The 22763-nt window shown below is 26.4% G+C and carries 20 protein-coding genes; all 20 read left to right on the top strand.

Features of this window, described 5'->3' with window-relative positions; translation table 4 throughout:
- Positions 1 to 5: 5 nt before the first annotated feature.
- Complete coding sequence (gene atpA, locus JTY60_RS00185) at positions 6 to 1577, top strand: F0F1 ATP synthase subunit alpha (protein ID WP_434414637.1); 1572 nt, start codon at positions 6 to 8, stop codon at positions 1575 to 1577.
- A complete protein-coding gene (atpG, locus tag JTY60_RS00180) occupies positions 1578 to 2444 on the top strand; it encodes an ATP synthase F1 subunit gamma (protein ID WP_434414636.1) in 867 nt (288 codons plus the stop codon). It begins immediately after the preceding gene.
- 2 nt (positions 2445 to 2446) lie between these two features.
- Positions 2447 to 3859 carry a F0F1 ATP synthase subunit beta gene (atpD, locus tag JTY60_RS00175; protein ID WP_434414635.1) on the top strand — a complete coding sequence of 471 codons (1413 nt, stop codon included), beginning with the start codon at positions 2447 to 2449 and terminating at the stop codon, positions 3857 to 3859.
- A 3-nt stretch (positions 3860 to 3862) separates the two neighbouring features.
- Positions 3863 to 4261, top strand: coding sequence for a FoF1 ATP synthase subunit delta/epsilon (locus JTY60_RS00170; protein ID WP_434414634.1), 399 nt, complete (start codon positions 3863 to 3865; stop codon positions 4259 to 4261).
- On the top strand, positions 4221 to 4496 hold the full coding sequence (locus tag JTY60_RS00165) for a hypothetical protein (protein WP_434414633.1): 276 nt from the start codon (positions 4221 to 4223) through the stop codon (positions 4494 to 4496). The genes JTY60_RS00170 and JTY60_RS00165 overlap by 41 nt, the downstream gene beginning before the upstream one ends.
- Before the next feature lie 12 nt (positions 4497 to 4508).
- On the top strand, positions 4509 to 5060 hold the full coding sequence (locus JTY60_RS00160; RefSeq protein ID WP_434414632.1) for a phosphoribosyltransferase: 552 nt from the start codon (positions 4509 to 4511) through the stop codon (positions 5058 to 5060).
- Positions 5061 to 5070: 10 nt separating this feature from the next.
- Positions 5071 to 6411, top strand: coding sequence for an ABC transporter permease (locus JTY60_RS00155; protein WP_434414631.1), 1341 nt, complete (start codon positions 5071 to 5073; stop codon positions 6409 to 6411).
- A gap of 122 nt (positions 6412 to 6533) precedes the next feature.
- The gene (locus JTY60_RS00150) at positions 6534 to 6791 is read left to right on the top strand and encodes a hypothetical protein (RefSeq protein ID WP_434414630.1); all 258 of its coding nucleotides are present in this window, start codon (positions 6534 to 6536) and stop codon (positions 6789 to 6791) included.
- Positions 6792 to 6875: 84 nt separating this feature from the next.
- Complete coding sequence (locus JTY60_RS00145) at positions 6876 to 7868, top strand: hypothetical protein (RefSeq protein WP_434414629.1); 993 nt, start codon at positions 6876 to 6878, stop codon at positions 7866 to 7868.
- Positions 7869 to 7972: 104 nt separating this feature from the next.
- Positions 7973 to 8407, top strand: a complete 435-nt coding sequence (locus JTY60_RS00140; RefSeq protein ID WP_434414628.1) for an FtsX-like permease family protein — start codon at positions 7973 to 7975, stop codon at positions 8405 to 8407.
- A 25-nt stretch (positions 8408 to 8432) separates the two neighbouring features.
- On the top strand, positions 8433 to 10826 hold the full coding sequence (gene secA, locus JTY60_RS00135; protein WP_434414627.1) for a preprotein translocase subunit SecA: 2394 nt from the start codon (positions 8433 to 8435) through the stop codon (positions 10824 to 10826).
- Between the two features lie 4 nt (positions 10827 to 10830).
- Entirely contained in the window at positions 10831 to 12789 is a 1959-nt protein-coding gene (uvrB, locus tag JTY60_RS00130; RefSeq protein ID WP_434414626.1) for an excinuclease ABC subunit UvrB, read from the top strand.
- Entirely contained in the window at positions 12779 to 14470 is a 1692-nt protein-coding gene (locus JTY60_RS00125) for a hypothetical protein (RefSeq protein ID WP_434414625.1), read from the top strand. The genes uvrB and JTY60_RS00125 overlap by 11 nt, the downstream gene beginning before the upstream one ends.
- 3 nt (positions 14471 to 14473) lie before the next feature.
- The gene (gene uvrA / locus JTY60_RS00120; RefSeq protein WP_434414624.1) at positions 14474 to 17299 is read left to right on the top strand and encodes an excinuclease ABC subunit UvrA; all 2826 of its coding nucleotides are present in this window, start codon (positions 14474 to 14476) and stop codon (positions 17297 to 17299) included.
- The gene (hprK, locus tag JTY60_RS00115) at positions 17283 to 18209 is read left to right on the top strand and encodes an HPr(Ser) kinase/phosphatase (RefSeq protein WP_434414623.1); all 927 of its coding nucleotides are present in this window, start codon (positions 17283 to 17285) and stop codon (positions 18207 to 18209) included. Before uvrA ends, hprK begins: the two co-directional genes overlap by 17 nt.
- Positions 18202 to 19185 (top strand): prolipoprotein diacylglyceryl transferase, encoded by a 984-nt coding sequence (lgt, locus tag JTY60_RS00110; RefSeq protein WP_434414622.1) that lies wholly within the window; start codon positions 18202 to 18204, stop codon positions 19183 to 19185. Before hprK ends, lgt begins: the two co-directional genes overlap by 8 nt.
- On the top strand, positions 19172 to 20128 hold the full coding sequence (locus tag JTY60_RS00105; RefSeq protein WP_434414621.1) for an NAD(P)/FAD-dependent oxidoreductase: 957 nt from the start codon (positions 19172 to 19174) through the stop codon (positions 20126 to 20128). The genes lgt and JTY60_RS00105 overlap by 14 nt, the downstream gene beginning before the upstream one ends.
- Positions 20115 to 20426 (top strand): preprotein translocase subunit SecG, encoded by a 312-nt coding sequence (gene secG, locus JTY60_RS00100; RefSeq protein ID WP_434414620.1) that lies wholly within the window; start codon positions 20115 to 20117, stop codon positions 20424 to 20426. Before JTY60_RS00105 ends, secG begins: the two co-directional genes overlap by 14 nt.
- On the top strand, positions 20426 to 22315 hold the full coding sequence (locus JTY60_RS00095; RefSeq protein ID WP_434414619.1) for a ribonuclease R family protein: 1890 nt from the start codon (positions 20426 to 20428) through the stop codon (positions 22313 to 22315). Before secG ends, JTY60_RS00095 begins: the two co-directional genes overlap by 1 nt.
- Positions 22315 to 22758, top strand: coding sequence for an SsrA-binding protein (gene smpB, locus JTY60_RS00090; RefSeq protein WP_434414618.1), 444 nt, complete (start codon positions 22315 to 22317; stop codon positions 22756 to 22758). Before JTY60_RS00095 ends, smpB begins: the two co-directional genes overlap by 1 nt.
- The last annotated feature ends 5 nt before the right edge of the window (positions 22759 to 22763 follow it).

The following is a 22763-nucleotide window of genomic DNA, read 5'->3' as shown; positions in this document are numbered from 1 at the left end:
AAAATATGAAAATAGATGAACTTGCAAGTATTTTAGAAAACAAGATAAAAGAATTTGATTTTTCTGACATTAATTTGGAAGAAGAAGGCAAAATAATTAGTCTTGGCGACGGAATTTGTACAATTTATGGATTAAATAATGCTATGATTGGCGAACTTATTTTATTTGAAAATAAGATGTCAGGTATGGTTTTAAACTTAGAGGAAGAATTTGTTGGGGCAGTTCTTTTAGGTTCTGAAAATGACATCAAAGAAGGTCAAAGTGTTTTTAGAACTAAAAAAGTTGTTGAAACAAATGTTGGGGATGAACTTTTAGGAAGAGTTATCGATGGTCTTGGAAATGCAATTGATGGCCTTGCACCATTTAAAAATTTAAAAAAAATGCCAATTGAAATAATTGCTCCTTCTGTTATGCAGCGACAAACTGTAAATCAGCCGGTTCTTACGGGAATAATTGGGATTGATAGTATGATTCCAATTGGTAAAGGGCAAAGAGAATTAATAATTGGTGATCGTCAAACAGGGAAAACCGCAATAATTTTAGACACAATTATTAATCAAAAGAATAAGAATGTTTATTGTGTTTATGTAGCAATTGGTCAAAAAAATTCAACAATTGGTCAAATTGTAAAAAAACTCCAAGAAAACGACGCTTTAGAATATACAACAATCATTGCAACATCTGCTTCAGAACAACCTTCACTTTTGTATTTATCACCCTACATTGGAATAACAATCGCAGAATATTGAATGTGACAAGGGAAGGATGTTGTTATTGTCTATGACGATCTTTCAAAACACGCTATTGCTTACAGATCACTATCACTTCTTTTAAGAAGACCGCCCGGAAGAGAAGCTTATCCTGGAGATATTTTTTATCTGCATTCACGCCTTTTGGAAAGGGCATGTAAATTGAGTGACAAAAACGGTGGCGGATCTATTACTGCCTTTCCAATTATTGAAACTCAAGCCGGGGACATCTCTGCATATATTCCGACAAATGTAATTTCAATTACCGATGGTCAAATTTTTTTAAGCCTTGATTTATTTAATTTAGGTCAAAGACCTGGAATAAATTACGGGCTATCTGTTTCTAGAGTTGGATCTGCAGCACAAACAAAAATTATTAAAGTTTTATCTTCAAAATTAAAATTAGAATTAGCTCAATATTATGAACTTCAGTCATTTTCTCAATTTGGAAGTGATATTGATAAAATTACTGCAGAAATTTTAGATAGTGGAGAAAAAATTTTGGAAATTTTAAAACAATCTCAATTTTCACCTCTTTCACACGAAGATCAAGCCCTACTTCTTTTTTTTATTAAAGAAAAATTTATTAGATGAATTCCAAAAGAAAAAATTTCTGAAATAAAAACTAATCTACCTGAATTTGCAAGAAAAAACTATTTTAATTTAATTCAAGAAATCGAAGAGAAACAAGAATTAACAAAAGAGATTGAAACAGAACTCTTTAAACTAAATATCGATTTTATTAAAGATTACATAAAAAAATCTGCAAAATACGATACAAATTTAAAACAACAATTTTTAGAATTTTCAAAGAAACACTTAAATTAAATGGCATATGAATCTGAAGTAAGAAAAAGAATTTCATCAGTTGAACTTATTAAAAAAATTACCAAGGTAATGAAACTTATTTCGGCTTCAAAAATTCAAAAAATTAAAAAAATTTTTGAAACTTACAAGGAATATCATGAAAATGTTTATATTGCAATTCAAAAAATTGTTGCAAATAATAATAATAATCAAAGTTCTTTATACACAAATGAAATTCCTAAGGAAGATGAAAAAAACATTTGAATTTTAATTTCCTCAGACATGGGTTTTTGTGGATATTATAATAACAGTTTGTTAAAAATTTTTCAAAAAAATTTTAACAGAGACAAAGATATTGTTTTTGTTCTTGGTAAAAAGGCTGCATCACATTTAAAAAGAAACGATTATCAAATTTTTAATGAATATGTAGATTTTCACGAAAATATTACTTTAGATTTTATTCGTTCAATTGTTGGGAATATTATTTTTTGTCTTAAAGAGAAAAATTTTAATTGTGTAAAAATAATTTATTCTGAATTTATAAGCCAAAGCAAAACCGAAGAAAAATTTGAACAAATTATTCCTATAAAAAAAAATAATCAATATTTGTTTGATAAAAAAAACTTAGAGTTTAGTCCAACAATTATTTATGAGCCAGAATTCTCAGTAATGATTGAAAGTTTAATTTTTCAGTACTTGGTAGCAAATTTATTTTATTGCTTAACTGTTAGTAAATTGAGTGAATTTACAATTAGAAGGAATACCATGGAAAATGCAACCGATAATGCAAATGAAATTATTGAAAATTTAAAAATTTTAGCAAATAAAATTCGCCAAGAAAAAATTACAAGAGAAATTACTGAAATAATTTCTGGACAGGATAATTAAATATGGAAAATAAATCAAAAGAAATTTTTGGAATTGTAACTCAAATTATTGGTCCAATTGTAAATGTAAAATTTGAAAACAATTATTTACCAAATTTGCTAAATGCATTAGAGATTGAAGCGGATGATCGAAAAGTAGTTTTAGAAGTAGTTCAACACATTGGCGATGACACAGTAAAATGCATTTCTATTAACGCAACCGAAGGACTTTTTCGTGGCCTTAAAGCAAGAGATACGCTATCTCAAATAAAAGTTCCAGTAGGTAAAACAACTCTTGGTAGAATCTTTAATGTTTTAGGTCAGCCAATCGACGATAAAGAATTCAATTCTGATGGTGTTCCTTATTGAGAAATTCACAGACCCGCTCCATCTTTTCAAGATCAGTCAATCGAAACTAACATTTTAGTTACCGGCATAAAAGTTATTGATCTTTTGTGTCCTTACTTAAAAGGTGGTAAAACTGGTCTTTTTGGTGGTGCAGGAGTGGGTAAAACAGTATTAGTTCAAGAATTGATTCACAACATTGCAACTCATCATGGTGGTCTTTCGGTTTTTACTGGGGTTGGTGAGAGAACAAGAGAAGGTAACGACTTGTATTTTGAAATGCTTCAAAGTGGTGTTATTGAAAAAACTACTTTAGTGTTTGGACAAATGAATGAACCGCCGGGTGCTAGAATGAGAGTAGTACTTACAGGACTTACGATGGCAGAATATTTTCGTGATATCTTAAAGCAAGATGTTCTTTTATTTATTGACAACATTTTTCGTTATGTACAAGCTGGTAGTGAAGTTTCTGCTTTGCTTGGAAGAATGCCGTCAGCTGTAGGTTATCAACCAACGCTTTCAACAGAAATGGGTGAGCTACAAGAAAGAATTACCACTACAAAGAATGGTTCTATTACTTCAGTTCAAGCCGTATATGTTCCTGCAGACGATCTAACAGATCCAGCTCCTGCAACTACATTTAGTCATTTAGATGCAAAAACTGTGCTAGACCGCCAAATTGCTTCACTTGGAATTTATCCAGCAATTGATCCCTTACTTTCAACTTCAAGAGCACTATCAGAGGATGTTGTCGGTAAAGAGCACTATGAAGTCGCAAGAAAAGTTCAAAAAACTTTACAAAGATTTAAAGAATTACAAGATATTATTGCAATTTTAGGAATTGAAGAATTATCAGAAGAAGATAAATTAATTGTTCAAAGAGCTAGAAAAATTCGTAACTTTTTATCTCAACCATTTAATGTTGCTGAAAAATTTTCAGGACTTAAAGGGGAATTTGTAAATTTACAAGATACGATTAGGGCTTTTTCAGAAATTTGCGATGGTATTCATGACCACATTCCAGAACAATTCTTTTTATATGTTGGAACAATTGATGATGTGATTAAAAAATTTAATAACGAAAAAGATTAAAACATGGGATTTAAGTTAAACATCATTCTTCCGCAAAAAAAATACAGTTTTATTGTGGATCTTTTAGTTGCTACAACTGATAATGGTATTATTGGAATTTTATCCAATCACACTCCAATTTATTGTTATATAAATATTTCTTGAATGCGACTTTTTCAAGATGGAGAGGAAAATTTATGAGTAATAAATGGGGGAATTCTTACATTCGAACATAATGTTTGTACAATAACATCAGAATATGTTGCACCAATATCACAAATTAATTATGATAAAGCATTACAATTAGAACAAGAATCTAAATTGAAATATGAACAGTCCAAATCTAAGGCCGAAGCAATTAACGCTCAAATTAATTTAAAAATTGCTACAAATCTTTTACAAGGAAAGAAAATATCAAAATAAAAATGCCATACTTTTACCTGATTCAGTTCTTTATGTTTGTTTTTTTATTTATATTATTAGTTTTATAATATCTTTTTATGTCATTTGACACTTTGATATTAAAAAATTTTTGATTACCAAACAACAGTGACTTAGCTACCTAATTATGCTTGTTCTCTCATCTGCATTAGCTTTTGCAGTTGGTTCTTTTTTTTCTATTATTACAATTATTTTACATTACACTGTTAGTTTTTAATTTTTTTAAAAGATGAAATTTTTTTCAAAAATAAAATTTTCTACCTTTGACTTTTACTTTTTAAATTTTTATAAGGGACAAAATCGTCAAAATGTTAAAGTTGCAAAATCAAATAAAATTTTTTCTCCCTTATTAAATGAAGCAAAAAATAGTTTTTTACCAATTTTTTTTAAAAAAAACTATTGAGTTTTATTACCTCCAACAAAGACACCAGATCTTTTGCTAAATATTGGAAGAATCTTAGGTTTTAATAAATTTTTATTTTTATTTAGTAAAAAAAACGACAGACACAAACAATCATACAAAAAAGATAAATCAGAAATTTTTAATCAAATTTTTTTAGATAAAATAACAAACATAAATTTTTTCCAAAATAAAAAAATTGTTATTTTTGATGACGTTATGACTTCTGGATGAACAATCAAAACTTTAATTATTTACTTAAAAAAAAATTATATTTTAAGTAAAATTAAATGTATAAAAATTGTTGTTTTATATAAAACAATTAGTAATGATTTACATAAAAACTATATTTCCAAAGAGTTTTTATTTTCTGAAGAATAATAACTAAAAAATGAAACATTTAATAAAAAATATGATTTTCTCTATATGGGATAATAAAGTTCATTTTTTTTCTTTAATTTTATTGCTTTTAACCTCATTATCATTAACTTGAGGAATATTTTCTGCAAATGCTTCATTTAATGAAACGTTAACGAATTGAAAATTAAATTCAAATGCGAGCGACGCCATTCTTGATTTAAACGCTTCAAATTTTTTTAGTCATAAAATAGCTAAAGATCAGATCGATGACTTAAAACAGCTTATTTTGTCACTTCAAAACGAGATTAAAAACAATAAAGAATTTAAAGATATTACTTTTACTTACAGAGACTACAGAGCTTATTATGACAACAAAAACAATAAAAAAGCTCTATTAATACCATACGATGATAAAACAAACGATTACGCAATTAACAATAAGGTTGACAAAATATTTTACAAGGATGTAATACCTTGTAATTATGAAAACGATCGGTGTGTTTTTTTATCAACTGAATATGCAAAAAAAAGCAACATAAAAGTTGGTGATATTTTAGATTTTAATAATTTTTTTTCAGATGAGAATACTAAAAAAACAAACGATTCAGATCCAGATCCCTATAAATTTAAAGTTAACGGACTTGCAAATTCCTTCGATGTAAGTTATCCAAAAATTGATTTGATTGATACAGTACCTCAGACAAAAAACTCTGAAGTATGTTATATTAATCAAAATTTTCTTCTAAACAATTCAAATGATGATTATCGAACAAAATCTTTTGCAGATAGAGATCAAATTTTATTATTTCATTTTCCAAAAGACGTAAATAAGGCACGCCTTTCAAACAAATTTTACGAGCAAATTATTAGTAAAATTTGAGATAATCAAAAAAATATTTTACCACCAGAAAAGCTTGCTTTTCCAACTCTTGGTTATTATGATAAATACAATAATAAGTTTATTACTAATAATTTGTGATATTCAAGAACCACAACTCTTGATTACTTTGTAGAATATGAAAATAAAATTTCAATTATTTTTCTTTTATCCATAAATTTAACAATTTTTTTTGTTGTTGCAATTATTGCAAGAAAAAGAATTGATAACGATGAAGATAACATTTTAATTTTTAAAAGTCTTGGTTTTAAAAAAAAAAGTATAACTTTTGTATATTCTTTTTATCCTTTTGTATTTGCAATATTTTTATCAATTTTTTCATTAGGATTTAGTTTTTTATTTCAAAAACTTTTATTTTCACTATTTAACAACTTCTTTATGGTAAATATTACAAAAATTTCTTTTAGTTGAATTTCTTTCTCCATCGATATTTGTTATTACGCGTTATTTATTTCACTTTTCACGTTTCATTAGCGTTTATTTTTTAATTAGAAAAAAAATGGCAAAATCTATTTAATATGAAAAAAAGATATCAAAAATTTTTGTCTAATTTTTTTTGAAAAAGCACTTTCTTAAAAAAAATTGCTTTTTCAATAATGAAAAATAACAAATTAAGAATTTTTTATTCTTCATTATTATTATTACTTGCATCATTTTTAATTTCTATTTCAATTAATTTACCCGTAAATATAGAAAATTACAAAAATATTGTTTTAAATCAAAATAATCCATACAAATCAGTTGTATATTATCAATCAAATCCTTACAATAGTCCTAATTTTTCTTTTAAAAATAGAGATATATCTCCCGACAAAATTTTGATAAAGTTCAAGTTTTTGATGATAATAAAGTAAATAACTTTATTAACCCAACTTTTGACACATTTGATCCTTTTAACAAAGAAGAATTAAAAAAATATCATATTAATGGAAAGGACGATGCAGAACTCCTTGGAAAAATTTCCATGTCTGTCACTTCTTTCAGGACAGGTATGAGACAAATATTTTATAGATGAACTAAATAATAACATAAAACCAGATAATCCACTAAGTCAAATTATTTGTAAATTGACTGGCGATCCCAATGAAAATGACAAAGTTGGCGAGTGTGTTACATGAATGATAAAACACAATGCTCCCAGCTATATTGCAAAAAACTTAAAAAATCCAAATTTTTCATTAAATTTCGGAGCAGCTCCTTTTACTGATTCTAAAGAAGAACTTTTTACTAAAATAAATGGACTAATAAACAATAAGCATGATGAAGCAGACATTTGAGGAATCGATTTTTCAAACACAAGGTTAAATTTAAAAAAATATCAAAATATTATCGATTCAGAAAAAAACAACGATTATTTACCAGTTTTAATTAACAAAACTTTGGCAAGAAATTATAAATTAAAAACTGGAGATAAAATTAATTTTAATTATTTATACGATCAAGTTAATATAACTAAAGATAATTCTTCTAACCCCTTAGATATTAAACAATTATCATCAAATTTTGTTACCCCAGATGTCAACCCAGACAGCGATCCAGAAAATGTGGGGAAATGAAATTATGATGGGAAAAAAGAAGATTTATTGACTGATTCATCCGCTTCTTCTTTTTATTACAACCAAGATAATTATTTTTGTTTAAATTCGAATAATTATTTAAAAGATGGAAAAATATCTGAATCTAAAATTCCTGAAAATAAAAATTTAAAAGTTGTAGGAATTACAAACGACTACGGATATGAAAGATTTTATACAGAAAAATCCTTGTTAAACGAGCTATTAGAACCTGGAAACAATTTAAAAAGTCAGATCCAGTTTATTATGAATATTTTGCAAAAAATTTTTTTAATTCAAAATTATCAGAGTTTGCAACCCCCCAAGACTTTGTCTCATACAGTGTTTTTCAACCATACGGAGATTATTCCCCTTTAGGATTAAATGGCGGGGAAGTTGTTTTAAAAGATAACCAAAACGATTCTTCATTAAATTTTGATCAAAAAGGTCTAGGTTCCATTAACAGTCTTTTTTCAAATGAAATGTTTGACAACGCATACAATAGTTTATTAATTGCCTTATCAATTTTATTTATTGTAATTATTTGTTTGTCAATTGGGATTTCTCTAATTATAATTGCTGTAACCAATTCAAATATTTTGCAAGATAATAAAAAAAACTTATTTGTTATGAAGGCACTTGGTTATAAAGATCGAGAAATTAATAATATAATTTCAAAAATATACACATATATTCTGTTTTTTGTATATTTTGTCTCCTTAATTCCGGTATATTTTTGCACTATATATGCCTTAAATTTTATTTTTTCAACTAATGAAATTTTTGTTCCATCAACCTTTAAACTATGAGAAATTCCAATTGGAATATTGCTGTTATTTATAGTTTATTATGTAAATAAAATTATTTCTTTTAACATAATTAAAAAATTAAATCTTTCAAGTGAATTAAAAAAGTAAAAATATCATAAAATATTAAAAGCAAATGAAATTTATTAAAAATTATTTTTCTAATGACTACAAAATTTTAAAAGAAGTCAAAAGAATTGCCTTAGAAATTGAAAAGTTAAAAGAAGCAACATCATTATTATCAGATGAGGAATTAAAAGCTAAAACAAACATATTTTTAGACTTAGTTCAAAATAAAAACAAAACATTAGATGATATTTTGGTTGATGCTTACGCAGTATGTAGAGAGGCGTGTAAAAGAATACACAATCAATTTCCATTTTTTGTTCAATTAATGGGGGCTATTGTCCTACATTATGGCGATATTGCTGAAATGAAAACTGGTGAAGGAAAAACACTTACAGCTATTTTACCAATTTATTTAAATGCCCTGACAAAAAAAGGGGTACATATTGTTACTGTAAATGAATATCTTTCAGAGAGAGACTATAATTTTGATCGCCAAGTGTTAGAATTTTTAGGGATCTCTTGTGGTCTTAACAAGGCTTCTTTCTCAAAAGAATTAAAAAAAGAAGCATATTCAAAAGATGTAACTTTTTCTACCAACAGTGAAATAGGATTTGACTATCTTCGTGATAACATGGTCAAAGAATATCAAGAAAAATGTATCAGATCCTTAAACTATTGTATTATTGATGAAGTTGACTCAGTTTTAATTGATGAATCTAGAACTCCATTAATTATTTCTGGTGGCATTGCAGTAAGTGAATCAATGTATCTAGAAGCAGATAATTTTGCTAAATCTTTATACAAAGAAGATTATATTATTGACGAAGAATCTAGAACTGCAAGTTTATCGATTCAAGGCCAAGAAAAAGCAAAAATTTACTTTCAAACCGATGATTTATATTCTTTATCAAAAAAAGAATTAATCCATTGCATTCAAAATGCCTTAAAAGCTAATTTAATTTTTGCAAACGGAGTCGAATATATTGTAAAACACGATGAAATTTTGCTAGTAGATCAGTTTACTGGAAGAATAATGGAAGGCAGATCTTACAGCGAAGGATTACAGCAAGCAATTCAAGCCAAGGAACGAGTAAAAATTGAACCCGAAACCCAAGTTGTTGCAACCATCACCTACCAAAACTTCTTTCGTTTATACAGCAAAATTTCTGGAATGACTGGAACCGCAAAAACTGAAGAAGATGAGTTTAGAAAAATTTACAATATGCGGGTTATTGAAATTCCAACCAACAAACCACTTATTCGAAAGGATGAAAAAGATTTAATATTTTCTTCAAAGTCTGCAAAACATAAATATTTATTAAAAACTATCAAAGAATTGCATGAAAAAGGAACTCCTATTTTAATCGGGACAACAAATATTGATGCTTCTGAAGAAGTATCTAGATTACTTACAAAAGAGCAACTCCCTCACAACGTCCTAAATGCCAAAAACCACTTTAGAGAAGCAGAAATTATTGAAAGAGCCGGGCAATATAAAAATATTACCATATCTACCAACATGGCTGGTAGAGGTACAGACATTAAACTTGGAGAAAAAGTTGAAGAACTTGGCGGATTACATGTAATTGGTACTGAAAGACATGAATCTAGAAGAATTGATAATCAATTAAGAGGTAGATCTGGAAGACAAGGAGATAAAGGTTATAGTGTCTTTCTTTTGTCAATTGAAGACGAATTATTTGTTCGATTTGCTGGCGACAAACTTCGATCTTTATTCTCTAAAATGGGCGATAACGTCATTCAAAGCCGACTTCTTTCGAAAAGTTTAACCCAAGCTCAAAAAAAAATTGAGGGGATGAACTATGATTCTCGAAAAGATATTTTAGAGTTTGATAATATTATATCTCAGCATCGAGAATTAGTTTATGCTCAAAGAGATAAAATTCTTTTATTAACAGATTTTTTACCAATTATTGAAGAAATGATTAAATATTATTGTAATTCTGTGGTAAAAAAAAACACCGATATTGTTGATGGTGAAAAAATAGTAAATTTAAATAACTTGAAAGAAGTTGTTTTATCAGATTTAAAAATTGAAATAAGTTTTAAAAAATTTATTGACATTCCTTTCGAGGTTGAAAAAATTAACAATAGTTTATATCATAAAATTTATCAAAAATATTACCTAAAAAGATCAATAAACAACGAAAATGTTGTCAATAAATTTGAAAAATTTATTGTTTTAAATGCCTTGGATATTTTATGAATCGATCATCTAACTCAAATGAGCATTTTAAGATATGGAATTCATTTAAGAGGTTATGCCCAAAAAAATCCTCTTCAACAATATATCGAGGATGGAAGTAAAATTTTTGAAAATTTTAGAAGAGAAGTTGCAAGAAAAATTATTGGTGTTTGTTTAGGCACCTTAGAACTTTTTGATGAACATACATTTCAAGCAACAGGAGACGAACAAAGAAAAGTACGTATCGGGGGATAAATAGTTGTTTAAAATATCTTTAAAATTTAATCCAAGCGGTGATCAACCGAAGGCAATTAAAGAGATTTTAACAAATATTAAAGAAAAAAACATTTTTTCAAATGTTTTATTGGGGGCAACTGGTACCGGTAAAACCTTTACTATTGCAAATATAATCAAAGAATTAAAGTTGCCAACTTTAATTTTGGCACACAACAAAACCTTGGCGGGACAGCTTTATAGTGAGTATAAAAGTTTATTTCCAGAATCAAAAATTGAGTACTTTGTTTCAAATTTTGATTTTTATCAGCCAGAAGCATATCTTCCAAGAACCGATACCTATATTGATAAATCATGTAAAGTAAATGCAGAGATTGAAATGCTTCGTCTTAGTACTTTGAATTCTTTATGTACTTCAAAAGATGTTATTGTTATTGCTTCAGTTGCTTGCATTTATGGTGCATATGATCCAGAAGAATATATTAAATCTTTTGTAAAAGTTGAAGTTAATCAAGAATTTAAAAGATTAGAATTTTTCAGAAAACTTGTCGATTTAGGATATGAACGTAGCATTAACGCCGTAAATCCTGGCAATTTTGCTTCAAAAGGTGATTTCTTGGAAGTAGTTCCTGGATGAACCGATGAATATCTAGTAAAAATTATTTTTTTTGGCGATATTGTTGAGTCAATTTTTTTGGTTGAATTATTAAATAAATCAGTATTAAAAAAAATTAATCATTTTACCTTTTCAAGTGCAAAAGATTATATTACTTCAAAAGAAAAGACTGAAGCCGCCTGCATTAATATTTTAAAAGAACTAAAAGAACGAAAAGAATGATTTTTAAAGAACAATAAATTGATTGAAGCTGATAAAATTGAAAAAAGAACTTTGTATGACGTAGAACAACTAAGAGAAACAAATTTTTGTAACGGTATTGAAAATTATTCAAGACATTTAGAATTTAGAGCTCCAAACACCCCTCCATATACATTAATCGACTATTTTAACAGAACAGACTGACTTTTAGTTGTTGATGAATCACATATTACCATCCCCCAAGTTAAAGGAATGTACGCAACTGACTACAGCAGAAAAAAATCTTTAGTAGATTATGGCTATCGTCTTCCAAGCGCCCTTGACAACAGACCCTTAAAATTTGATGAATTTAATTCAAAAATTAAAAAAGTAATTTATCTTTCTGCAACTCCTTCAGAGTATGAAATTGCTAAATCAAACCATCACGTTGTTGAACAAATTATTAGACCAACCGGACTTTTAGATCCAGAAATTTTTATTCGAAAAAAAGAAAATCAATTAAATGACTTAATTTTAGAAATTAAAAAAAGAAAAGCCAAAAATGAGCGAGTTTTTGTAATTACTTTAACAATAAAAATGTCAGAAAAACTTACCGTTTATTTTCAAGAAAATGATATAAAAGCCGCATATATTCACAATGAATTAAAAACAATTGAAAGATTAAAAATTTTAATCAACTTAAGAAAAGGAATTTTTGATTGTGTTGTTGGAATTAATCTTTTAAGAGAAGGACTTGATTTGCCAGAAATTTCTTTAGTTGCAATTTTAGATGCCGATAAAGAAGGATTTTTGCGAGATTATCGTAGCCTGGTTCAGTTAATTGGAAGAGCCGCAAGAAATGTTGAAGGCAAAGTAATAATGTATGCAGACACCATTACCAAATCAATGAGAAAAGCGATTGATGAAACCAATAGGAGAAGAAACACTCAAATTGAATATAATAAGAAGTATCAAATTAAACCAAAAACTATTATAAAACCAATTATTGATGAATTTAAAGATGAATCTGAATACGACGATCTTTTAAAAGACAAAAAAATTTCTTTAAAAAATAAGGAAAAAATTAAAAAAGACTTAACAAAAAAAATGAAAAACGCTGCAAAAAATTTAAATTTTGAAGAAGCAATTAGAATTAGAAATATTTTAATCGAATTAGATGCAAACTAAAAAAATTTTATCTTCAAACATTTTTTATTTTTTTCTTCTTACCACAATTTTTATTACATTTTTAAGGCTCCCATGTTTCTTTGTTAAAAATGGCGGAGTAACTTTTATTGTTATTTATTTAATTTCTTTACTTATTCTTTCTTTGCCGATTCTTTTATTTGAAATATCAATTGGCAAAAAACATCGATGTAATATTATTGAGTTTTACGAAAAATTTTTTAAAAAAAATTTTATTTTTTCATTTTTTCAAGTTTTTTTTGGACTTTTTTTAATTATTTTTTACTTTTCTTTTACAATCTTCTTTTTTACAGAAATTTTTTTTACAGAAAACGATCCTTCTATTTTTTTACATCCAAATATTTTTTTAGCAAATTCTTTTAAATATATTTTGGTACTTATTTTTTTAGCAGTTTGCTTTTTATTATTTTTTATAATTATTAATCGAGGAATTAAAAAGAGTAAAATTCAAAAAAGTTTGGCAATATTTACTATTATCGCCGTTATTTTTATTTTTCTTTGCTTTATCCTATCATTTTTTTTAGACAATAATGTCACAGGTCTTGAGTACTTTTTTACTTTTAAGTCTAAATATTTTATTAGTAGTCAATGCTGATTTGATGCCATGTCACTTAGTATTTTTACTTATTTTTTGGGCACGGGAAGCGTGTTTTGATTTTTAAAAAAGGAAAAAACTTCATTAGATACGAACAAGTTGATTATTTTTTCAATATTATCGAATACTTTATTTATTATTATTTTTGGTTTTCTGGTAGCTAATTTAATTGGTAATCTAACAGACACTTCAAATATTGAAAAATTTATTAAAGATAATAATTTCGCAAATATTGATTTTTTAACTATTTTTAAAATTGCTGGTTATGAGGAAAACAATATATTTGCAATTGCTTTTTTTTCTTATGTTCTTCTAACAATTTTTTTACCAATTCTTTTAGCAATTATCTTTTTTTTGCTAAATTATTTTATAGAAAACATTTCCTTTATTTTTTCGACTAAAAAGACCAAATATAAAATTTTAGCTTTAGGTTTAATTTTTATTGGCGCATTTCTTTGCTATTATTTTTACGATACCTATCAAATGGCCTTATTTTATTTTATATTTTTCAATATTTATGCATTTATGTATATTTTTACTTACTTTTTCCTTTTTTTAAAAAATCCAGAAGAAATAAAAAATTGTTTTATATTTGCCGATAATAATTCAAAAATAAAACATTTTTCTTCAATCATTGGCCACGGATTATTTTTTTGTTCAATGCCTTTAATATTAAGTTTGTATTTGTGAAATATTTATTATTTATTCAGTATTCAGTTACAATTTGAATTACTTTTATCAATTATTTTAGTATCTCTTTTTGCTTTATTAATTATTTTTTATTGTTTTATTAATTATTTTTTTTCAAAAATTTCAATCTCTTTTTATTTAAAACAAAATCTTATTTATTTCTTAAAAAAACTAATTTTTTTAATTTTATTCATAATTTTTTTAGTTTTTCTCTATCTAAACTTTGACATAAAGGTTGCCATTAACAGCTTTAACATTGAATACATTAGCAAAAACAATTTTTTTACTTATTTTGGCCTGGTTACTATCATTAGCTATTCTTTATCAGTATTTATTAATTATTATTATTTAAAAAAGACTGGAAATTTTTATATTTAAATTATGGAAAAAGATTATATTAAAATTTATGGCGCTAAAGAACATAATTTAAAAGATATTGATTTACAAATTCCTAAAAAAGAAATGGTTGTTATTACTGGAATTTCTGGTAGTGGAAAATCATCACTTGCTTTTTACACCATTTATTCTGAGGGTAAAAGAAGATATTTAGAATCTTTAAGCTCATACGCACGACAATTTTTAGGAACAGCCCAAAAGTCCAAAGTTGACAAAATTGAGGGTCTATCACCAACAATTTCAATTGATCAAAAAACGACTTCCCACAATCCTAGAAGTACCGTTGGTACCGTGACAGAAATTTACGATTACTTGCGACTTTTATATGCAAAAATTGCAAAACCTTATTGTCCAGACCACGGATTAATTTCAAAATTATCTACTGAAAAAATTATTTCAGAAATTTATAAATTAGAAAATAACTCTCAAATTTTTATTTTTTCTCCAGTTGTTACCCTTGAAAAAGGAACCCACATTAATTTAATTAATAAGTTAAAAAAAGATGGTTTTATTCGTTTAAGAGTTAATAATGTTATTTACAATTTATTAGAAGATTCCATTCCAGAATTAGAAAAAACCAAAAAACATACCATTGAAATTTTAGTTGAAAGAATGATCCTTTTAAAAGATGATGAAAATCAATTACATTTACTAGAACAAGCAATTAATGTTGCTTGTGAGTATTCTTTTGGGTTGGTTATTATAGAAGATGTAAAAACCAAAAAACAATGAAGATATTCAAAAAATTTTATGTGCTCTCATTGTGGTTTTACGGTTACGAATCCATCTGCGAGACTTTTTTCATTTAATTCACCAATTGGTGCTTGTCCAAAATGCAAAGGACTTGGATTTGATTTAGAATGTGACTTTGATATGATGTTTAAAAATAAAGATTTATCAATTCTAAATGGTGGAGTTGAATATTTTAAAAACCCCGAATCAACCTCAAAAGAGTATCAAAGATTTTTAAATTTTTGCAAACATTTTGGAATATCTGTTACAGATCCAGTTAAAAATCTTCCAAAAAAAGACTTAGATTTACTTTTCTACGGGAACAAAGAAGTTCATAATACTTTAACTTTTGAAGGGTTAAAACATTTAATCGAAAGAAGATATAAAGAATCAACTTCAGATCTTGCCAAAAATTATTATAAAAAATTTATTAAAGAAACTAAATGTAGTAGTTGTCATGGTAAAAGACTTAACAATGATGCCTTATGTTATAAAATTTCTAACAAAAACATTTATGAACTTGGAAATTTATCAATTGATAAGTTAGCAGATTTTTTTGAAAAAATAGAGGTTGATCCCATTGATTTAGAAATATCTAAAAGTATTATTAAAGAAATTTTAACAAGACTTCATTTTTTGATTGATGTTGGTTTAAATTATTTAACAATTAACAGAAGTTCTACCACTTTAAGCGGGGGTGAGTCCCAAAGAATTAGACTTTCAACCCAAATTGGTTCTAATTTAAGTGATATTATTTATGTTTTAGATGAACCTTCAATTGGTCTTCATCAAAAAGATAATATTAGTTTAATTAACGCTCTTAAAAAAATTAGAGATTTAAAAAATACTTTAATTATTGTCGAACATGATGAGGAAATTATGAAAGAGTCTGATTATCTAATTGATATTGGACCATACGCTGGAGAAAAGGGTGGAGAAATTGTTGGAATCGGAAAACCAAAAAATTTTGAAATAAAGAATTTTTTTGAAACTTCAATTACCAATAAATTTCTTTCAAAAGAATTAAAAATTAATTTTTCTCACGGTTCGAAAAAGAAAGTTACTTCAAAGTTCATAAAAATTGTCAATGCTACTGAAAATAATTTAAAAAATGTTACCTTAAATATTCCTTTAAACAAACTTGTTTTGGTAACTGGCGTTTCTGGCAGTGGAAAATCTTCTTTAATTACCAATGTTTTGTACACAAACTTAAAAAAATATTTCAATGAACAAGTAGATTATCTAGGAAAATGCGAACAAATTAAAAACGCAAATCAAATTTCAAAAGTTATTTTAATTTCTCAAGATCCAATCGGGAAAACTTCGAGATCTAATCCAGCCACTTACACAGGTGTTTTTACAGAAATTAGAAACTTGTTTGCAGGTCTTCCAGAGGCAAAATCTAGAGGTCTTACCGCCTCTCATTTTTCATTTAATGTTCCGGGAGGAAGGTGTGAAAAGTGCGAGGGCGATGGTATTTTAAAAATTTCGATGCTTTTCCTTCCAGATGTTGTGGTCCAATGCGACGAATGTCATGGAAAAAGATACAAAAAACAAGTTTTAAAAGTTAAATATAAAAACAAAAACATTTACGATGTTTTGATGATGTCTGTAGATGAGGCATATGATTTTTTTAAAAATATTACTGCAATTGAAAAAAAATTATCACTCTTAAAAAAAGTTGGGCTTGGATACTTAAAATTAGGTCATAGCTCTGTTGATTTAAGTGGTGGTGAAGCACAAAGAATCAAATTAGCTTCTTATTTAGAAAAAAAAAATTACACAAATATTTTATATATTTTAGATGAACCATCAACAGGGCTACATTTTTTTGATATTGAAAAATTATTAAATGTTTTTAAAGAAATTTTGGAAAGAGATAATACAGTTGTGGTAATTGAACACAATTTAGATATTATAAAATTTGCAGATCATATTATTGATTTGGGAAATCATGGTGGTGATATGGGCGGTCAAATTGCTTTTGAAGGTAAAGTTAGTGAAATTATTAAAAGAGATGATTTGTATACAGGAATTTATTTAAGAAATAAAATTGAAAACGATGCCCAAAAAAACTAGATTTTTTACGATAACTGAAGTCGTAAGTACTTTCAATTTAACGATTTTAACGCCAAAAAAATTTAAAGATAAAAAATTTTTTCAATTTTCTTTGAATCGACCAGAGATGGAACTTAACAATTTTATTTATCAAGAGAGTAAGGATCGGGTTGCACTATTTGGGAAAAAAGAGGCAACATTTTTTGCAACATTATCAAAAAATTTAATTTCTAGAAAAATTAATAATTTACAAAAAGCTGGAATTTCTTTTGTGGTAATTACCAAAAATTTTAAGGTATCAAAAACGCTTTTAGAAATTTTTAAAAAGAAAAAAATTATTTTTGCAAAATCTGATATGAGTGCCTCACAATTTTTTATTATTTTTGTTCCATGAGCCTATCATAAAGTCTGTAAGCAGGAATTTTTACACGGAACATTAATGAATGTTTATGGATATGGGGTTCTAATTACTGGAGATTCTGGAATTGGAAAAAGTGAAGTTGCCTTATCATTGTTGAAAAACAATCATTTTTTTGTTGCAGATGACACGGTTATTGTTCATGAATACTTATATGAGTTGATTGGATATCCTTCAGAAATTACCAAAGATCTTGTAGAAATTAGAGGGATTGGAATTTTAAATGTAAAGAAAATGTTTGGATCATTTAAGACCTTTAATAATAGTAAAATAAATTGTATAATAAATTTAGTTCGTCAAGAATTGGTTTCAGATCTTACAAGAATTAAATTAAAAATTGCTTATAAAAAAATTTTAGGAGTATCTTTGCCTTTAATTACAATTCCGATCTTTCCTGGAAGGAATTTAACTCAATTAATTGAAACTGCAGTAATAACTTTACAAACAGATGATCACTTAGAAATAAACCAAATTTTAGACAAAAGATTTAAAAAATCAATCGAAAATGATTAATAGTTTTACAGAATCACAAGAAGATTACGATAAATGAAGGACTGCCTTTCATCTTTTTGGCATTCCAATTTATTGATATTCAATTATTTTTCTTTTTGCAATTATTTTTTCTTTTATTGGCGCAATTGTAACCGCTAAAAGAAAAAAAATTGCTGTTGAACCGATAGAAAATTGCGTTATCATTGTTATTCCCTGCGCAATAGTTTGTGCAAGACTTTGGTATGTAATTGGCGACTTAAAAGATTTTCATAGTTTTTGAGCTATTTTTGATTTAAGGGCTGGTGGCATTGCAATCCAGGGTGGGGTAATTGGAGGTCTTGTTTCTGGATATTTTTACTTTAGATGACAAGCTCCAAAATACAATCATACCATTTATGATTATTTTGACTGTATTGTTCCAAATATTTTGATTGGTCAAGCAATTGGTAGATGAGGAAACTTTATGAATCAAGAAGTTCTTGGATGAGAAGTTCCGGGCGGAATTCCTTGACTTCCAAGTTGAATAACAGACCATTTGCATATCTGAGACAAAGATAGAGACGGCGTAGTTAGAGTTCCTTTATTTTTAATTGAGTCATTTTTTAATGTTCTTGGATGAATTTTTATTATGTTGATTTTTCCATTATTTAATAAAAAATATCATTTTACTGGAATTCAGGGAGGGCTTTATTTTTTATATTATGGCGTTCTTCGGGGGATTTTAGAAAATTTTCGATATTCAGATTACGTTATGAATATTAAAGGGGTTCCGACATCGGTAATTTTAAGCATTATTTTTGTAATTTCATCAATTATTTATTTAATTTACAGAATTAATTATTCAACTCCAAAAACTTGAATCTTTGTTGACTCTAATTACCTTCCTATGATTAAAGAAATTTTAACTTCAGTTTCAAAATTTAACAAAAATGAACTTAAAATTTCTCTTAAAAGACAACATTTTTCTGAATTGAAATTAAAAAATGATCGAGAATAATCAAAAAATATTTGATCTTTGTGTCATTGGTTGCGGTCCTGCTGGAATAACAGCAGCTATTTTTGCTCTTAGAGCAGAATTAAAAGTGGTTGTTATTGAAAAAGATGTTCCTGGTGGAAAAATTGTAAAAACTGGAATTATTGAAAATTATCCTGGTTTTAAGTCAATTGATGGTCCTACATTAGCTTTAGATTTTTACAATCATTTAATGAATTTGCAACCTTTATACTTATATGGTGAAGTTTTAAAGTTAAAAAATATTTCTAACTATTACAAAGAAATTACTTATTTTTCGAATAATCAAGAAAAAATTGTCATTGCAAAGTCGGTAATTATTGCGGTTGGCATGACAGAAAAAAAAATTGGAGTCGATAAAGAGGAAGAATTTTTTGGTAAAGGAATTTCTTATTGTGCTGTTTGTGATGGAGCGCTCTATAAAGGGGGTACAATTGCGGTAATTGGTGGTGGTAATAGTGCTCTTGAAGAAAGTATTTATTTAACAAAATTTGTAAAAACTTTGTATTTAATTCATAGAAGATATGAATTTCGCGCCGATAAAATTTTACAAAAAAAAATTAGAGAACTACCACAAATTAAGTTGCTTTTAAATTACATTTTATTAAAAATTAATGGAACAGACCGCCTATCTTCAATTGAAATAATTGAAAATAATACTAAAAAAATATTAAAATTAGATATTGATTGTCTTTTTACTTTCATTGGCCTATCACCAAACATTAATTTTTTATCAGATTTAAATTTAAAAACTGACAATAATTTTATTGCTGTCAACGAAAGTTTTGAAACTTCTGTTAAAGGTATTTATGCCATTGGTGATGTAATCAATAAAAAATTACGACAAATAACCACAGCTGTAAGTGAAGGTTCAATTGCTGCACAAGAAATAATTTCATATTTGGAGGAAGAAAATGCAAATAAATAGTCATAATTGGCAAACATTTTTTTTTGACTTTAAAATTTTTGGGGGATGAATTTTTGTTGTTATCATTTTTATTATTGGGCTTGCATTAATTGTATTTGTTTTACTTCAAGGTGGTAAAAGTCAAGGACTTGGTACCGCACTTACAGGATCTACGGATTCAAATTTATTTAAAGAAGTGAAACATAAAGAATCTGAAAGAAAAATGGCAACAATTACTTATATCTTGGGAACACTTTTATTTATATTCTGTTTAATATTTGCGATTTTAATTCATAAAGATCTTGTAACTCTTCCTTAATGGAGCAAAGAGAAGGTATTTTTTTTTTTAAAAAAAAGGGCACCGGCCAAGTTATTGATCTAAAAACAAAAGAAAAATATTTTGTTTTTTTTAGAAATTTTAACAAAGCATGTGATAACGATACGGTTACCTTTGTTTTAAAAAATAATTCCAATGAAAAAATTGCAATTATTAAAAATGTTCTTAAGAGATCTAATAAAACCTATTTTTTTACCGTAAAAAAAAAAAATAATTTTTTAACAGTTGAAAATCTAGATATTTGTCCTTATTTTTTTAGACTGTCAAAATCAGAAAGATATCAATATTTAAACAAAAAAGTTGCTTTTAAAATTATTTCTTTTATAACTTTTAGAGAAGTATTGATTAAGGTAATTAAAATTTTTGATAACGATGTTTCTTTAGAATTTTTGATTAAGGAAATTTTAAATAACGCAAAAATTAATCTTTTATTTTCAACAAATGTTTTAAATGAGGCAAAAAATATTTCCATTGAAACGAAAGAATTTTTCAATAGAACGAATCTTTCACACTTATCTTTTATTACTATTGATGGGGAAACCGCAAAAGATTTTGATGATGCAATTTATGTTGTCAAAGAAAAAAACCAATGAATCTTATATGTTTCAATTGCCGATGTTTCCTATTTTGTTCCCAAAAACTCAGCCTTGGATAAAGAGGCTTATGAACGAGGGAATAGTATTTATTTTTTAGATCAAGTTATTCCGATGTTGCCGTTAGAAATTTCTGCAGGTTTTGCAAGTCTTCAAGAAAATCAAAAAAAATTGACTTTAACTTGTAAAATTTCTGTTGATTTTTCTGGAAAAATCATTGAATCAAAAATCTTTAAATCATTTATTAATTCTTGTGCAAGACTTACATACGACGAAGTTAATGATTTTTTTTACCAAAATAAAAAATCTAAAAAATTATTAAAAAATGAAAAAATCCCCAAAATGTTAAAAGAGGCCCACAATTTATTTTGTGTATTGGAAAAAAAGAAAAAAAATAATGGATACTTAGAATTTAATTTACAAGAAAAAATTTTTAAAATAAAAAATAATCAAGCAATTTTTTCTGGGTTTCGAAAAGATCTAATTGCAGAAAATCTGATTGAGCATTTTATGATTTGTGCCAACGAAGAAGTGGCTAAATTTTTAGTAAATAAAAAAATAAACGGAATTTTTAGAGTTCATAAAAATCCTAAAAAAGAAGCATTGGATTATTTGTTTAATTTTTTAAAAAATACTTTTAAAAATTTTAATTTAAAATACAGCAAAGAAGTTACTAATAAAGATATTCAAAATTGTCTTTATTTTTTAAAAAATAATACAAATCACACCTTTTTTTATTCTTTTGTTTTAAAGGCAATGGAAAAAGCAACCTACAATCACATAAATTGTGGCCATTTTGCGCTTGGTTCGAAGTATTATTGTCATTTTACTTCGCCAATTAGAAGATATTCTGACTTAATTGTTCATCGAACGCTCCATCATTATTTAGAAAACCAAAAATCAGAGCTTTATTCCTTAAAAGAATTAGAAATAATTTCAAATCATGTTACAGTCCGAGAAAATTTGACTGATGAATTAAATTATAAAATTGAAGACTTATTATCTTGTAGTTATTTAGAAAAATTTATTAACAAACAATTTACGGCTTTTATTGTATCAATATTAAATTTTGGAATTTTTATTCAATTAGAAAATGAAATGGACGGGTTAATTTTTTGTGAAAAATTAGCTGAAAAAAATTATTTTTTTCAAAAAGAAAAAAACATTTATTTTAATAAAAAAACTAACGATACGTTATTTATTTCTAAGAAAATAAAAGTTATTTTAAAATCTTCTGATATTTATCAAAGAAAAATTGACTTTGATTTGGTTTTGTAATGAATTACTTGCTTTTTAATAAAAAAATTAATTTTAATTATGAAATAATTGCTACTTATGTTGCCGGAATTGTTCTTAAAGGATACGAAGTTAAAGCAATAAAAAATAATTTAGCAAATATTGATAACAGTTATGTTACTTTTAAAAAAAACGAACCAATAATTATAAATTTTTTGGTTAAAAAATTAGATTACGCACCAATTAATAGTTTAAGTGAAGACAGACCAAAAAAATTGCTTTTAAAAAAAAATGAAATTAAAAAATTAATTTTAGAAAAACAAAAAAAACGGCTAACAATTGTTGTAAGAGGAATCATCAAAAAAAAAAACTTAATAAAAGTTGAAATTTGTTTATGTAAGGGGCAAAAAAAAGCAGATAAACGAGAAAAAATTAAAAAAAGAGATCTTGAAAGAGAAGTAAAAAAAACAAATTTTTTTAATTAAATTTA

The organism is symbiont of Argiope bruennichi (assembly GCF_051094275.1).
In the GTDB taxonomy this organism is placed as follows: Bacteria; Bacillota_I; Bacilli_A; order Mycoplasmatales; family SG1.
This window is presented reverse-complemented; position numbering and strand designations above follow the sequence as displayed.